The sequence below is a fragment of the Solwaraspora sp. WMMA2059 genome, from assembly GCF_027497315.1.
Classification (GTDB): Bacteria; Actinomycetota; Actinomycetes; order Mycobacteriales; family Micromonosporaceae; genus Micromonospora_E.
In genome coordinates this window covers 281,571-294,732 of the sequence record NZ_CP114908.1, presented here as the reverse complement: position 1 = coordinate 294,732, position 13,162 = coordinate 281,571, and the positions used below count along the sequence as shown (strand labels likewise).

At 73.0% G+C, this 13,162-nt stretch carries 14 protein-coding genes and 1 pseudogene; 6 read left to right on the top strand and 9 right to left on the bottom strand.

The annotated features are described in order from the left end of the window. Nucleotides 1-957, bottom strand: coding sequence for a PhzF family phenazine biosynthesis protein (locus O7553_RS01325; RefSeq protein ID WP_281553088.1), 957 nt, complete (start codon nt 955-957; stop codon nt 1-3). Between the two features lie 32 nt (nt 958-989). Between O7553_RS01325 and O7553_RS01320 the strand changes: the two genes are divergently transcribed. The 3 genes from O7553_RS01320 to O7553_RS01310 are packed head-to-tail and all read left to right on the top strand — an operon-like array spanning nt 990 to nt 4,034. Then, on the top strand, nt 990-2,255 hold the full coding sequence (locus O7553_RS01320; protein ID WP_281553087.1) for a CBS domain-containing protein: 1,266 nt from the start codon (nt 990-992) through the stop codon (nt 2,253-2,255). Next, nucleotides 2,248-2,847, top strand: a complete 600-nt coding sequence (locus O7553_RS01315; protein ID WP_281553086.1) for a DUF1003 domain-containing protein — start codon at nt 2,248-2,250, stop codon at nt 2,845-2,847. Before O7553_RS01320 ends, O7553_RS01315 begins: the two co-directional genes overlap by 8 nt. 38 nt (nt 2,848-2,885) lie before the next feature. After that, complete coding sequence (locus O7553_RS01310; protein ID WP_281553085.1) at nt 2,886-4,034, top strand: Mrp/NBP35 family ATP-binding protein; 1,149 nt, start codon at nt 2,886-2,888, stop codon at nt 4,032-4,034. A 190-nt stretch (nt 4,035-4,224) separates the two neighbouring features. Here O7553_RS01310 and O7553_RS01305 read toward each other — a convergent pair. After that, a pseudogene (locus O7553_RS01305) lies at nt 4,225-4,563 on the bottom strand (preprotein translocase subunit TatB); the annotation flags it as partial. A 77-nt stretch (nt 4,564-4,640) separates the two neighbouring features. Beyond that, on the bottom strand, nt 4,641-6,122 hold the full coding sequence (locus O7553_RS01300; RefSeq protein ID WP_281553084.1) for a trypsin-like peptidase domain-containing protein: 1,482 nt from the start codon (nt 6,120-6,122) through the stop codon (nt 4,641-4,643). 230 nt (nt 6,123-6,352) lie between these two features. Between O7553_RS01300 and O7553_RS01295 the strand changes: the two genes are divergently transcribed. Continuing rightward, on the top strand, nt 6,353-6,925 hold the full coding sequence (locus tag O7553_RS01295; RefSeq protein ID WP_281553083.1) for an O-methyltransferase: 573 nt from the start codon (nt 6,353-6,355) through the stop codon (nt 6,923-6,925). 14 nt (nt 6,926-6,939) lie between these two features. Here the strand turns inward: O7553_RS01295 and O7553_RS01290 are convergent, their stop codons facing one another. Together O7553_RS01290 and O7553_RS01285 are read right to left on the bottom strand one after the other, a co-directional pair. Continuing rightward, nucleotides 6,940-8,487 (bottom strand): leucyl aminopeptidase family protein, encoded by a 1,548-nt coding sequence (locus tag O7553_RS01290; protein ID WP_281555408.1) that lies wholly within the window; start codon nt 8,485-8,487, stop codon nt 6,940-6,942. A 150-nt stretch (nt 8,488-8,637) separates the two neighbouring features. Next, nucleotides 8,638-8,805 (bottom strand): DUF3117 domain-containing protein, encoded by a 168-nt coding sequence (locus O7553_RS01285; protein WP_007455245.1) that lies wholly within the window; start codon nt 8,803-8,805, stop codon nt 8,638-8,640. 190 nt (nt 8,806-8,995) lie between these two features. Here O7553_RS01285 and O7553_RS01280 point away from each other — a divergent pair, with 190 nt between their 5' ends. Next, complete coding sequence (locus O7553_RS01280) at nt 8,996-9,808, top strand: PaaX family transcriptional regulator C-terminal domain-containing protein (protein WP_281553082.1); 813 nt, start codon at nt 8,996-8,998, stop codon at nt 9,806-9,808. Nucleotides 9,809-9,856: 48 nt separating this feature from the next. Next, nucleotides 9,857-10,648: an enoyl-CoA hydratase-related protein gene (locus O7553_RS01275; protein WP_281553081.1), complete on the top strand. Its 792-nt coding sequence runs from the start codon at nt 9,857-9,859 to the stop codon at nt 10,646-10,648. 52 nt (nt 10,649-10,700) lie between these two features. Here the strand turns inward: O7553_RS01275 and O7553_RS01270 are convergent, their stop codons facing one another. The 4 genes from O7553_RS01270 to O7553_RS01255 are packed head-to-tail and all read right to left on the bottom strand — an operon-like array spanning nt 10,701 to nt 13,082. Beyond that, complete coding sequence (locus tag O7553_RS01270; protein ID WP_281553080.1) at nt 10,701-11,327, bottom strand: hypothetical protein; 627 nt, start codon at nt 11,325-11,327, stop codon at nt 10,701-10,703. A 32-nt stretch (nt 11,328-11,359) separates the two neighbouring features. After that, nucleotides 11,360-11,962: a DNA-3-methyladenine glycosylase I gene (locus O7553_RS01265; RefSeq protein WP_281553079.1), complete on the bottom strand. Its 603-nt coding sequence runs from the start codon at nt 11,960-11,962 to the stop codon at nt 11,360-11,362. Further along, entirely contained in the window at nt 11,959-12,444 is a 486-nt protein-coding gene (locus tag O7553_RS01260) for an SRPBCC family protein (RefSeq protein ID WP_281553078.1), read from the bottom strand. The genes O7553_RS01265 and O7553_RS01260 overlap by 4 nt, the downstream gene beginning before the upstream one ends. Next, the gene (locus tag O7553_RS01255) at nt 12,441-13,082 is read right to left on the bottom strand and encodes a DivIVA domain-containing protein (protein ID WP_281553077.1); all 642 of its coding nucleotides are present in this window, start codon (nt 13,080-13,082) and stop codon (nt 12,441-12,443) included. The genes O7553_RS01260 and O7553_RS01255 overlap by 4 nt, the downstream gene beginning before the upstream one ends. Nucleotides 13,083-13,162 lie beyond the last annotated feature (80 nt).

Genomic DNA, 13,162 nt, shown 5'->3' with positions numbered 1-13,162 from the left:
TCAGCCGACAAACGGCGGTACGGCGATCTGCCCGCTGGCGACCGGCACCACCTGACCGGCGACGGTGGCGCTCCGCGCCCGGCCCCCCAGCGCGGTCACCGTACAGTCCAACGTCGAAGGACGGCCGAGCTCGACCCCCTGCCGGACGAGATAGCGTGACTGGCCGTTGGCCGGCAGCAGACCGCTGCCCACCGCCCAGACGCCGAGGCCGAGCGCGGCGGACCCGGTAGCCGGGTCCTCGGTCACCCCGGCTCCCGGGCAGAAGACCCGGCAGTGCGCCGTCGGCTGCTCCGGCTCCCCCGCCGGGAAACCGGGCGCGGGTCCGGCCGGGGAACCGGCAGTGGAGCCGGCCGGGGAACCGGCAGTGGAGCCGGCCGCAGCCCAGGTCAGCACGCTGACCATCCCGACGCCGCCCCGGGCCGCGGCCGCCGGGTCCAGCCTGGCCCGGGGCAGAGCGTCGGGACGTACGCACAGGTAGTCGAACTCCAGACCGCAGCCGGCGCGGCGGGGCGCCGGACCGGTGTGGTCCTGCGCGGTCAGGCCGACCGCGGCCAGCAGCGGGGCCGGGTCCACCGGCGCCCCGAGAGTCGGTTCGCCACCGCGCAGTGTGGCGTACCCGTGCTCGGTCAGCTCGACCGGCAGCAACCCGGCACCGCACTGCTGGATCACCGTCCCCGCCCTCACCAGGCCTCGCCGGCCGGCAGTGACCGCCGCGCCGACGCTCGGATGCCCGGCGAACGGTAGTTCTTTCTCCGGTGTGAAGATCCTCACCCGGTAGCTGGCGTCCGGGGTGCCGGGCGGTAGGACGAACACCGTCTCGGACAGGTTGAACTCCCGCGCGACCGCCTGCATCTGGTCGACGGCCAGCGCATCGGCACCGAACACCACGGCGAGCGGATTCCCGGTGAACGGCCGGTCGGTGAAGACGTCGACGATCTCGTACCCGAGGCTGGACATGAAACAAACCCTACGGCCCGTACGCTGTGGCCGTGACTACGGCGACCAGGGTGTACGTCGCCCGGCTTGCCGGGCTCGCCGTTTTCGACCCCAACGGCGACCAGGTCGGGCGGGTCCGGGACGCGGTGGTACGGCTGCGGACCACCAACCGGCCACCTCAGGTGGTCGGACTGGTGGCGGAGATGCCGATGCGTCGGCGGATCTTCCTGCCGATGGGCCGGGTCACCGCGATCGACCCGGAGTCGGTGCTGCTCAGCACCGGCACCCTCAACCTGCGGCGGTTCGAGAAGCGGCCGAACGAGTTGCTGGTGCTGGAAGACCTGCTGGACCGGCGGGTCCGCTTCGACCCGGAGGATCAGCCCGGCTCGGTGGTGGACGTCGCGATGGAGGCGAACCGGGTCGGCGAGTGGTCGTTGACCCGGGTCGCGGTCCGGGAGATCACCGGGCGGTTGACCCGACGCGGTCACCTGCACCAGCTCGACTGGCACCGGGTGCGCGGGCTGATCGGGCTACCGGACACCCAGGGCACGGCCGGGCTGCTTGCCGTACTCGACCAGATGCGCGCGGCGGACCTGGCGAACGCCCTGCAGGATCTGCCGGACAGTCGGCGGCAGGAGATCGCCGCGGCGCTGGACGACGAACGGCTCGCCGACGTGCTGGAGGAGCTGCCCGAACACGACCAGGTGTCGATCCTGACCGCCCTGGACCGGGAACGCGCCGCGGACGTACTGGAGGAGATGGATCCGGATGACGCGGCCGACCTGTTGGCCGAGTTGCCGCCGCCGGAGCAGGACGTGCTGCTGGACCTGATGGAGCCGGACGAAGCGGACTCGGTACGCCAGTTGCTGCAGTACCAGGCGGGCACCGCCGGTAGCGTGATGACCTCCGAGCCGGTCATCCTGACCCCGGACGCCACGGTTGCCGAGGCGCTGGCCCGGATTCGGGAGCCGCAGCTGCCGCCGGCGATCGCCGCCCAGGTCTTCGTGGCGCGGGCGCCGATGGCCACCCCGACCGGTAAGTACCTGGGTGTGGTGCACTTCCAGCGGCTGCTGCGGGAGCCGCCGGCGGAGCTGCTGGGTGGAGTCGTGGACAGCGGCATCGACCCGTTGCAGCCGGAAACCCCGCTGTTGGAGATCACCCGCCGGATGGCCACCTACGACCTGGTCGCGATGCCGGTGGTCGATCCGGCGAACCGGCTGGTCGGCGCGGTGACCGTGGACGACGTGCTGGACCACTCGCTGCCGCCGGACTGGCGGGACCGGGACACACCGCTGGAGGGTGGGGACGGGCATGGCTGACCTGCGCCGGAGCACCGGCCGGCTGGACCAGCCTCGCGAACCGGGACGGATCTCGCTGCCCCGCTACGACCCGGAGGCGTTCGGGCAGTGGGCCGAGGCGATCGCCCGGTTCATGGGTACCGCACGGTTCCTCGTCTACATGACCGTGGCGGTGGTCAGCTGGATCGCGTGGAACACCCTCGCCCCGGTGAGTCTGCGCTTCGACCCGTACACCTTTACGTTCCTGACCCTGTTGCTGTCGGTGCAGGCGTCGTACGCGGCGCCGCTGATCCTGCTCGCGCAGAACCGGCAGGCGGACCGGGACCGGCTCTCCCTGGATGAGGACCGGCGGCGGGCGGCGATGCAGAAGGCGGACACCGAGTACCTGGCCCGCGAGATCGCGTCGCTGCGGGTGGCGGTCAGTGAGGTGGCCACCCGGGACTTCCTGCGGTCGGAGCTGAGCCGGCTGGCCGAGGAGCTCGACGAGCAGGCCTACCGCCGGCACCGGCTGGAGCGCCGCCCGGTGGAAGGACCTCAGCCGCCGGAGAGCCGACCGAACCAGCCGGACGCCCGACCGGACCAGCCGGGCGGGACCGCGGCCACCGGACAGTGAGCGGCGGTGACCTGCACACCCGACGTAGCATGGCGGGCATGTCCGCACCGACCAGCACCGTCAACGATGCCATCAACGCCGCACTGGCCACGGTCAACGACCCGGAGATCCGCCGCCCCATCACCGAGCTCGGCATGGTGCGCTCCGCGACGGTCGACGCCGCCGGCCGGGTACGGGTCGAGCTGCTGCTGACGGTCGCCGGCTGCCCGTTGAAGGACAAACTTCGCACCGACATCACCGAGGCGGTGACCCGGGTGCCCGGGATCACCGGGGTGGACGTCGACTTCGGTGTGATGAGCCCGGAGCAGCGCAAGTCGCTACAGGAGCAGCTGCGCGGCGGTTCCGCCGGCGCCGAGCCGGTCATCCCGTTCGCCCAGCCCGGGTCCCGCACCCGGGTGTACGCGGTGGCCAGCGGCAAGGGCGGGGTCGGCAAGTCCAGCGTGACGGTGAACCTGGCGGCCGCGCTCGCCGCGCGCGGGCTGTCGGTCGGAGTGATCGACGCCGACATCTACGGACATTCGGTGCCCCGGATGCTCGGTGCAGAGGGACGGCCGACCCGGGTCGAGGAAATGATCATGCCTCCGCAGTCACACGGCGTGAAGGTCATCTCGATCGGCATGTTCACCGCCGGCAACGCGGCGGTGGTCTGGCGTGGGCCGATGCTGCACCGGGCGCTGCAGCAGTTCCTCGCCGACGTCTACTGGGGCGACCTGGACGTACTGCTGCTGGACCTGCCGCCGGGCACCGGTGACGTGGCGATCTCCCTGGCCCAGCTGCTGCCCAACGCCGAGATCCTGGTGGTGACCACGCCGCAGGCAGCCGCCGCCGAGGTGGCCGAACGGGCCGGTGCCATCGCTCTGCAGACCCACCAGCGGCTGGTCGGCGTGGTGGAGAACATGTCCTGGCTGGAGCTGCCCACCGGGGAACGGATGGAGATCTTCGGCAGCGGCGGCGGCGGCAGTGTCGCCGAGTCGCTGACCCGCACCGTCGGCGCCCAGGTGCCGCTGCTCGGCCAGATTCCGCTGGACACCCGGGTAAGGGAGACCGGTGACCGCGGCACTCCGATCGTGCTGGCCGACCCGCAGGCACCAGCGGCCCGGGCGCTCGACGCGGTCGCCGACCGCCTCGCGGTCCGCCGCGAGTCGCTGCTGGGCAAGCCCCTGGGCCTGCGACCGTCCGCCGGCTGACCGTCAGGTGGCGTCCGGCTGACGACCGTCAGGTGGCGTCGACGTCCAACGGCTTGGCCGAGACGGCGGCCGGACTGGTCCCGGCGGCCAGGCTGGTATCGGCCGCCGGGCTGGTCGTGGCAGGTGAGCCGGTCGTGGCAGCCGACCTGCGGGCGCCACCGGTCACCGTCGTCGGCTTGACGGCGGACTTCAGATCGGCCGCGTCGGCGACCTCACGCAGCTCGTCGCGGACCCCGCTGACGTCGGAACGCAGGTCGTCGTAGACACCCTGTAACGGCTTGCGCAGCGCGGCCTCGTCCTCCTCGCTGAGCAGGTGCTTGCGGATGAACGCCTTGGGGTGCAGGTCCTCGAGCTGGATGTCGGTGCCCAGTTCGCGGCCGAGGTCCGAGGTGGCGTTGCGGGCCATGTTGCGCAGGTTGCGCAGCATCCGCAGGCCGTCGGAGATGACCTGCGGCAACCGGTCACCGAAGATCAGCAAAGCGAGCAGCAGGAGCAGACCGATCTCCCACCAGTTCAGGTTGTCGAACATGCTCCGGGCCTCCCTGTGCCGCCGTCGAAGGCAAGGGTACGCACGTCACCAGCCGGTCCGGGAGGGCCGACCGGGTGTTACTTGGCGTCGGCGGCCAAGGTCACCGAGGCCGACCGGGCCTCGCTGCCCCGACGGTAGTCGACCGTCACGACCGACCCGGGAGCGTACTTGCGCACCAACGCGATCAGGTCGGTCGCCTGGTCCAGGGGCCGACCGTCGATCCGCAGCACCACGTCCCCGGCTTGCAGGCCGGCTGCCTCCGCCGGCCCGCCGTCGACCACCTCACTGAGCCGGACACCGGCACCGGGGGTACGGGCGGCATCGGTGACCTGGGCGCCGAAGATCGTCCGTCGGGCCGTACCGGTGTCGATGATCTCCTGGGTGATCCGCTTCGCGTGGTTGATCGGGATGGCGAAGGCGAGACCGATGTTGCCGGCCGTCTCCTCGTCGGCGGCCAGCGACTTGATCACCGAGTTGACGCCGATCACCCGGCCGGCGGCGTCGACCAGCGGACCGCCCGAGTTGCCCTGGTTCACCGCCGCGTCGGTCTGGATCGCCGCGTAGTAGCGCACCTGGCCGCCGGGCTCGCCGGCCTGGATGGTGCGGTCGAGGGCGCTGACGATCCCCGAGGTGACCGTGTTGGTCAGGGCGAGCGGCGAGCCGAAGGCCAGCACCGGATCGCCGACCGCGATCGCCTCGGAGTCGCCGAACTCGACCGGCGTCAGCCCGGTCCGGTCGACCTTGATCACCGCCACGTCCGACTCCGGCTCCTGACCGACGATCGACGCTCGCGCGGTGGAGCCGTCGTTGAACAGCACCGTCGCCTCCTCCGCTCCCACCCCGACCACGTGGTCGTTGGTGATCACGTAGCCGTCGGCGGTGGCGACGAAGCCGGAGCCGACGCTCTGCCCGGACGGCCCGCTCACCTGCACGGTCACCACGCTCGGCAGGACCCGCTGGGCCACCCCGGCCAGCGAGTCGGCCGGACGCTGCACCGCCCCGGGCGGATCGGCCGGCGAGCCGCCGAGCACGGTGCCGGCTCCGGCGACGCCGCCGCGCACCGCGAAGGCAAACCCGAGGGCACCGCCGAGGCTTCCGGCGAGCAGCGCGGCGATCACCGACACCACCACGTACGGCGTGAACCCACGGCGTACCGCCGGCGCTGGTTCGACGACCGGCTCCGGACCCTCGCCGGTGCCGGCGGCGCCCGGCGGGACGTCAACCACCACCGCGGCCGGTGCGTACGGATCACGCCAGGGATCCCGCAGCGCGTCCGACCACCACGGCGAATGCTGCGCCGACGGGCCGTACGACAGCGCACCGGCCGACGGTCGGTGCACCGGAACCGACGCACCGTACGACGGTGGGTAAGGCGGCGGACCGGCCACCGGCGGGTACGGCGGAGCCGGTGCGGGGCCGTACGGCCCGGCCCACCCGCCGACCGGCGGCTGGTGCCCCGGCGGTGCGATCCCGTCGGCCTGGCGCCAGTTTCCGCCGTCGGTCACGGTTGCCTCCCAGTCCATCCCCCAGCGCGACGGCACCGGTCGGATCGGTGACATCGCTCCGCGTCCAGGATTGCACGGATAATCGAAGAACATTCAGCGGTCACCGAACAGCGGTCTGCCCCGGTGCCCGCCCAGCCGGTCGACCAGCGGCGCTCTAGGCTCGTACCGGCAACCGCCGCCCGACCCTTCGCTGGAGGTGCGCCATCCACCCGGTCACCCGACCCCCTGCCTGGACGGCGCCCCAGGCCCTCCAGTTCGTCACCGGGTACGCCGCCGAGGACCTGGTGCTGCGTACCGCCCGTAGCCTGGCCGAGGAGGTCGGGCTGCGCCCGGTCTCGCCGGACGCTGGCGCGACGCTGCGGCTGCTCGCCGCTGCCGGTAACGCGCGCGCCGTCGTCGAGATCGGCACCGGGACCGGGGTGAGTGGCGTCTGGCTGCTGCGCGGGATGCGCCCTGACGGGGTGCTGACCACGATCGACGTGGAGAACGAGCACCAGCGGATGGCTCGGCGGATCTTTGTCGAGGCCGGCTACCCGACGTCGCGGACCCGGATCATCACCGGCCGGGCGCTCGATGTGCTCCCCCGGCTGGCCGACTCGGTGTACGACATGATCTTCGTCGACGGCGACAGCGCCGAGTTCGGCGCGATCGTCGACGCGGCGCTGCGGCTGCTGCGCCCCGGCGGCATCCTGGCGGTACACGGGGCGCTGGCCGGTGGCCGAATCGGCGACCCGGCGGCGCGCGACCCCGACACGGTCGCCATCCGTGAACTGGTCAAGTCGATCCGGGAAGCCGAGGAGTGGGTGCCGGCGCTGCTGCCGGCCGGCGACGGGCTGCTGGCGGCGGTACGGCGCTGACCTGCGACCGGCGGTCATGCCGCCGGGTCGAGCGCGGTCAGCCAGCGCACCAACGTCCGGACCCCCCAGCCGGTTGCGCCCCGGGTCAGCTCGGCGTGGTCGTCGTCGGACCAGGCCGGGGCGGACATGTCGTAGTGTGCCCAACGGTCGCGCAACGGCCCGGTGAACTCGCGCAGGTAGAGCGCGGCCACCACCGAGCCGGCCCCCCGGTCCGGGGCGCTGAACAGGTCGGCGATCTCGCTGCCCAGGTACTCGACGTAGTCGGCGTGCAGCGGCATCCGCCACGCGCCCTCCCCGGCCGCCGCCGAGGCGTCGAGCAGCGCTCCGGCCAGGTCGTCGTCCTCGCTGTACAGCGCGGCGGTACGCCGGCCCAGGGCGATCGCGTTCGCCCCGGTGAGGGTGGCCAGGTCGACCAGATAGTCCGGGGTGAACCTGCTGACCGCGTAGCTGATCGCGTCGGCCAGCACCAACCGGCCCTCGGCGTCGGAGTTGGTGGTCTCGCTGGTCCGCCCGCCGTAGTGCCGCACCACGTCACCCGGGCGGAACGCGGCGCCGCTGAGCATGTTCTCGGCGAGCGGAACCAGCACGGTGAGCCGTACCGGCAGCTCCAGGTCGGCGGCCGCGACGGCGGTGGCGACCACCGCGGCGGCCCCGCCCATGTCCTTGCGCATCAGCTTCATCCCGTCCACCGGCTTGATCGAAATCCCGCCGGTGTCGAACGTGATGCCTTTGCCGGCGAGCACCACGTGCCGCCCGGCGTGCGGCGGGGACCAGTCGATCTCCACCAGGCGGGGACCGGCCGCCGAACCGCCGCCGACCGCCAGTAGCGCGCCGAACCCCTCGGCGGCCAGCTCCGCCGGGCCGCGTACCGAGACGGTCAGCCCGGGTCGGTCGGCCGCCGCGGCGACGACCTGATCGGCGAACCAGGCCGGGTTCTTGACCGAGGACGGCATGTTGGTCAGGTTCCGGGCCAGGTAGGTGGCGGCGGCGGTCGCCCGGGCGTACCGCAACGCTTGTTCGGCCGCCTCGGTGGGCGGATGGGCGAGCAGCACCACCGGCAGACCGTCGTGTGTCTGGTCGGTGTCTGCGGCCGGGCGGGACTCGCCCGGTACGACCGGGCGGGACTCGCCCGGCGCGGTGAACCGGTATCCGGCCAGCCAGCAGCCTTCGGCGAACCCGCGGACCGCCGCCGGGCCCGCCTGCGGTGGCACGGCGACCAGGCACGGACCTCCGACCGGCTCGGCGTCGACGGCCCGGCGCAGCAGCCCGCCGACGGCCGCGCCCGCCGTCCGCCAGCCGGCCTCGTCGGCCGGGCCGACCCCGACCAGGATCACCTGGTACGGCGAGTGCTGGGGCCGGTGCAGCACGTGAATCTCGCCGGCGCTGCCGTCGTGCCCGGTGCGGGTCAGCATCGCGGCGGCCGACGCGGTGAACTCCGCGCGGTCGCCGTCGAGCGCCAACTGGTCGGGCAGTGGTCCGAGCCGCGCGCCGGCCGGCCCGGGGTCCGGCTCGACGGGCAGGACGATGGTGCCGGCGGCGGTGGTCTCCGCCAGCAGACGGATGGCGAACACGCCGGGGTTACCTCCAGGTACAGGATTGGGTGCTGCCCACGGCGTACCGAGTCCGCCGACCCGGCGGGGGCCGGATCGGCGGACTCGTCAACCGTCGCTATGTCGACCCGTGGGCCAGCGTCGGCCCCGGGTCCGGCTCGATCAGCCTGCGGCGGCCTTCAGCGCATCACCGAGCGCGTTGGCCTCGTCCGGTGTCATCTCGACGACGAGTCGACCCCCACCCTCCAGCGGAACCCGCATGACGATGCCCCGGCCCTCCTTGGTGACCTCCAGCGGACCGTCGCCCGTCCGCGGCTTCATCGCCGCCATGTTGTCTCCCCTCAGACTTGCCCCAGGGCCGCTGGGGAGCACCCCAGCCACCTCGTAAGTCTCACCGCATCCCACTGCCACGGTGCCGACCAACGATTTTCCCTGATGAACACCGCCGGACCCAAACCGAGGCCACAATGCTGTGACAGCGTCTAGCTTATCTTGAAGTGGGCTGTCACAATGTGCGGTCATGCAGGCACGGTCGGCGCTCTTCGACCTGTTCGGTGACCATCTTCGGCCACGAGGTGGTCGCGCGCCCGTTGCTGCCCTGGTCAAGCTGCTGGCCCCGCTCGGGATCGCGCCGCCCGCCGTACGCACCGCCGTCTCCCGGATGGTCCGGCAGGGATGGCTGCAACCGCTTCGGCTGGCCGCCGGCCCGGGCTATCTGCTGACCCCGAAAGCCGCCCGGCGGCTGGACGAGGCGGCCGCCCGGATCTACCGCACCGGCAGAATCAGCTGGGACGGCAAGTTCGACCTGCTGGTACTCGACCCACCCGGCGGTCGGCGGGGCCGGCAACGGCTGTGCGCCAACCTGAGCTACCTCGGCTACGGGATGCTGGACGAGCACACCTGGGTGGCGACCCGGGCCGCCGGCGAGGTCGACGGCATGCTGGCCGAGGCCGGCGTACGGTTCGAGCGGTTCACCGCCGCGCACGCCGCCGGCACCACCGGGGCCGCCGCGCTGGTCCGCCGCGCCTGGGACCTGGCCGAGATCGGACAGGCCTACGAGCGGTTCGTCGCCGGGCAGCGACCGAAATTGGCAAAGGTGACCGTACGCAGCGACGACGAGGAGGCGTACGCCGCCCGGTTCCAGCTGGTCCACGCCTGGCGTGGGTTCCTGTTCCGAGATCCGCAACTCCCTCCGGCGCTGCTGCCGGAACGCTGGCCTGGGACGAGCGCGGCGACCTTCTTCGACCGGCACGCCACCCGGCTGCGCCCGGCCGCCGACCGGTACGTCGACAGGTGCCTGGAGCTCGGCCAGCGCGACGGCGGCCCGCGCTGAGCCGTACCGACGCAAACTCCAGCCAGCCTAACGAAAGGGGCGTCCGAGGTGACCGAGGCACTGATCGTCGACCGTCGGGGGGCGGTCGTCACGTTGACCCTGAACCGGCCTGACTCGCTCAACTCGCTGAACGTCGAGCTCAAGGAGGCGCTGCGCGACGCGCTGGCCGAGGTGGAGACCGACCCCGGCTGCCGGGCGGTGGTGCTGGCCGGCGCCGGGCGGGCCTTCTGCGTGGGTCAGGACCTGCGCGAACACGTCGAGACGCTGGAGTCCGGGACGGCTGAGCCGCTGGACACCGTCCGGGAGCACTACAACCCGATCGCCACGCGGCTGGCCGGGCTGTCCAAGCCGGTGGTCGCCGCGGTCCGCGGCGCGGCGGCCGGTGCCGGCGCTTCGCTGGCAATGCTGGCCGATCTGCGGATCGGTGGGCCACGGACCAGCTTCCTGATGGCGTTCGCCAACGTCGGGCTGGCGATGGACACCGGCGCCTCGTGGGCGTTGCCCCGGCTGGTCGGCTACCCGAAGGCGTCCGAACTGCTACTGCTGGCACAGCCGGTGCCAGCCGCCGAGGCACACCGGATCGGGCTGCTCAACCAGCTGGTCGACGACGATGAGCAGATTCTGCCGGTCGCCTACGAACTCGCCGAGCGGTTGGCGGCCGGGCCGACCGTCGCGTACGGGGCGATCAAGCGGGCGCTGTCCATCGGCGCCTCAGGTTCGCTGGCCGACGCGCTGGCCGCGGAGACGCAGGCCCAGTCGATCTGTGGTGCAACCACCGATCACCGGCAGGCGACGGCGGCGTTCGTCGCCAAGCAGCGGCCGGTGTTCGACGGGCGCTGAAGCCGGCACGGCCTGACCAGGAGCCGCGTGCCCGCTGACCGGGCCGCAGCCGTCAGTCGTCCTCCTCGGGGTCCTGGTTGGCCTCGGCACCGAGCACGAACGCCTGCATGGCAAGCTCGTTGCCGCTCGGGTAGACGAAGGCCGGCAGTTCGCGGGGCCCGAGCTCGCGCACGTACGACCAGAACAGCCGGACCGCCTCCGCCGCCGTCGGTGCCTCGATCGGCAGGTCGACGCTGACCAGCCAGGCGCGACGGTCACCGGCCGGGGCGAGCCGGCCGGCCAATGACCGGTAGGTGGCCACGTCCACCGGGGTCACCGCCCCGGTCAGCCGCAGGGCGGCCGCTGGCACCGGCTCGTCGAAGGCCCGGCAGGTGTAGTGCACCACCAGCGGTTCGGGCTCGGCCGCCCGGGTCTCCCCGCCCTCGGCGCCGCCGCCGGCTCCGCCGATCCGGCCGAGCGCGACGACGAACCGGGGGTCACCGTCGGAGACGACCAGCACCGGCGCACCGTACGGCGGCCGGGGGTCACCGTCGAGGCCGGTCAATTCCAGCGTGTCGTGGTGGAACAGCCGCTCCGCCTCGTAGCGCTGGGCCGGGATGACCACCGCCCAGGCGCCGGTGCCGGACCGGGCCGGGCCGGGCGTCGCGGGCTGATCGTCGAGCTGACTGATCTCGCGCATGCTCCTATCTCATCACGACGCGGGGCGGCGGATCACCGGACCACGACCGGACCGCCGGGCCGGGTCGGCGGCGGCACGTGGCAGCCGGCGACATGGTCGTCGACCATCCCCGTCGCCTGCATCAACGCGTACGCGGTGGTGGGTCCGACGAACCGGAGGCCGTGCCGTTTGAGCTCCCGGGCCAACGCGGTCGACTCGGCGGTGACTGCCGGCACCTGGTCCATCGAGGCGAGCCGGGCGGACCGGGGCGGCGGGGCGTGTCGCCAGAGCAGCTCGGACAGGCCGGTGGGCAGGTCGAGCACGGCCCGCGCGTTCGACACGGCGGCCTCGATCTTGGCCCGGTTGCGGACGATGCCGGCGTCGGCGAGCAGCCGCTCGACGTCGGCCGGGCCGTACCCGGCAACCTTCTCGATCCGGAAACCGTCGAAGGCGGCCCGGAACGCCTCCCGCTTGCGAAGGATCGTCAGCCAGGACAAACCGGACTGGAAGGCTTCCAGGGTCAGCCGTTCGTACAGTGCGTCGTCGTCGTGGACCGGGCGGCCCCACTCCTGGTCGTGGTACCGGCGGTAGTCGGCGGAACCGGCGCCCCAGCCGCACCGGGCCAGGCCGTCCGCCCCGACGCTCAGCCCGGTCACGGCAGCGCCCCGGTCTCGACCAGCCGGCCGAACTTCTTCAACGCCTGGGTCAGACTCACCTTGGAACCGGGCCAGAGCAACGGCCAGGCCACCCGGCCGGCGACGCCACCGGGCAGGTGGAACCACTCGTGCCAGACGACCTGGGTGCGGTCGTGGTCCATCTGAGTGCAGCGCAGCACTCCCGGGCCGCGCAGCAAGGTGCCGCAGTGCACCACCCGGACCTCGTACGGAGCGTCGACCCGGACGACCCGCATCTCGTCGCGCAACGCCACCGGACCGACCGCGGTGACTGCCGCGATCAGGCTGCCCTCGCCGCCGTCGCCCGAGACGACCTTCACATCGGTGAAGGGGATCCACTCGGACTGCCGCTCCCAGGCGGTAAAGGCGGCAAAGACTCGTTCGGCCGGGGCCCGGATGATGACCGTCGCGGTCACCTCGCCGGCGCCGGGGGTGCCGGCGGCAGCCTCGTTCGGACCGCTCACCTGGCAGCACCGTCGGCCGGGCGGATCTCCGGCCCGGCGGCTGCGTCGGCCGGGCGGCTCCCCGGCCCGGCGGCTGCGTCGGCCGTGGGCGACGGGGCGGACTCCGACCGGTCGGCGGACGCGGACTGCGGCTCGTCGGCGGGCACGGACTCGATCCGGTCGGCGCTGGCTGATTCCAGGGCCCCGGCCGGCTCCGTCGGGCCGGCGATGAGGTCGGCCGACTCGGTAGGGTCGGCCGACGCGCCGGCCACCGGGGTCCCCGCCAGGTCGACGGCCGGCACGAGGGCCGCGTCCCGGGCCCGCCGCAACTGGTCGGCGTCCTCGGTCCGCCCTTCCCGCAGCGCGGCCACCTCGGCCTGCAGCACCTCGATCAACTCGTCCTTGTACCCGATGTCGTACGCCGCCCGGCGCAGCGCCTGGTCGACCTGCGCCATCCGGTACCCGCGCAGCGCGGTGTCGAACCGCACCTGGCTGACGTCGTGCTCCAGCAGCGGCCGGGTGCCGGGCAGCGGGACCGCCCGCCCGTCCGGCTCGACCGGGACCAGCCCAGGGTCGTTGCCGGTGACGAGCACGGTGACCCCGAAGACGACCGCGGCGACGGTCAACGCGGCGACCAGAACGAGGAGAAACTGATCCATGACCGAATCGTGACATGCCGGCGCGGCGAGGGCGACCCCCGGCGGCGAGTCGCCGGCCCGCGGCGGGCTCTCCCGCCCCG

What these genes read in the sequence shown, in the direction of transcription:
- O7553_RS01280 (WP_281553082.1), top strand. Translation starts at nt 8,996, where the DNA reads ATGCAGGCACGGTCGGCGCTCTTCGACCTGTTCGGTGACCATCTTCGG.
- O7553_RS01315 (WP_281553086.1), top strand. Translation starts at nt 2,248, where the DNA reads ATGGCTGACCTGCGCCGGAGCACCGGCCGGCTGGACCAGCCTCGCGAA.
- O7553_RS01285 (WP_007455245.1), bottom strand. Translation starts at nt 8,805, where the DNA reads ATGGCGGCGATGAAGCCGCGGACGGGCGACGGTCCGCTGGAGGTCACC.
- O7553_RS01300 (WP_281553084.1), bottom strand. Translation starts at nt 6,122, where the DNA reads ATGTCACCGATCCGACCGGTGCCGTCGCGCTGGGGGATGGACTGGGAG.
- O7553_RS01270 (WP_281553080.1), bottom strand. Translation starts at nt 11,327, where the DNA reads ATGCGCGAGATCAGTCAGCTCGACGATCAGCCCGCGACGCCCGGCCCG.
- O7553_RS01310 (WP_281553085.1), top strand. Translation starts at nt 2,886, where the DNA reads ATGTCCGCACCGACCAGCACCGTCAACGATGCCATCAACGCCGCACTG.
- O7553_RS01325 (WP_281553088.1), bottom strand. Translation starts at nt 957, where the DNA reads ATGTCCAGCCTCGGGTACGAGATCGTCGACGTCTTCACCGACCGGCCG.
- O7553_RS01255 (WP_281553077.1), bottom strand. Translation starts at nt 13,082, where the DNA reads ATGGATCAGTTTCTCCTCGTTCTGGTCGCCGCGTTGACCGTCGCCGCG.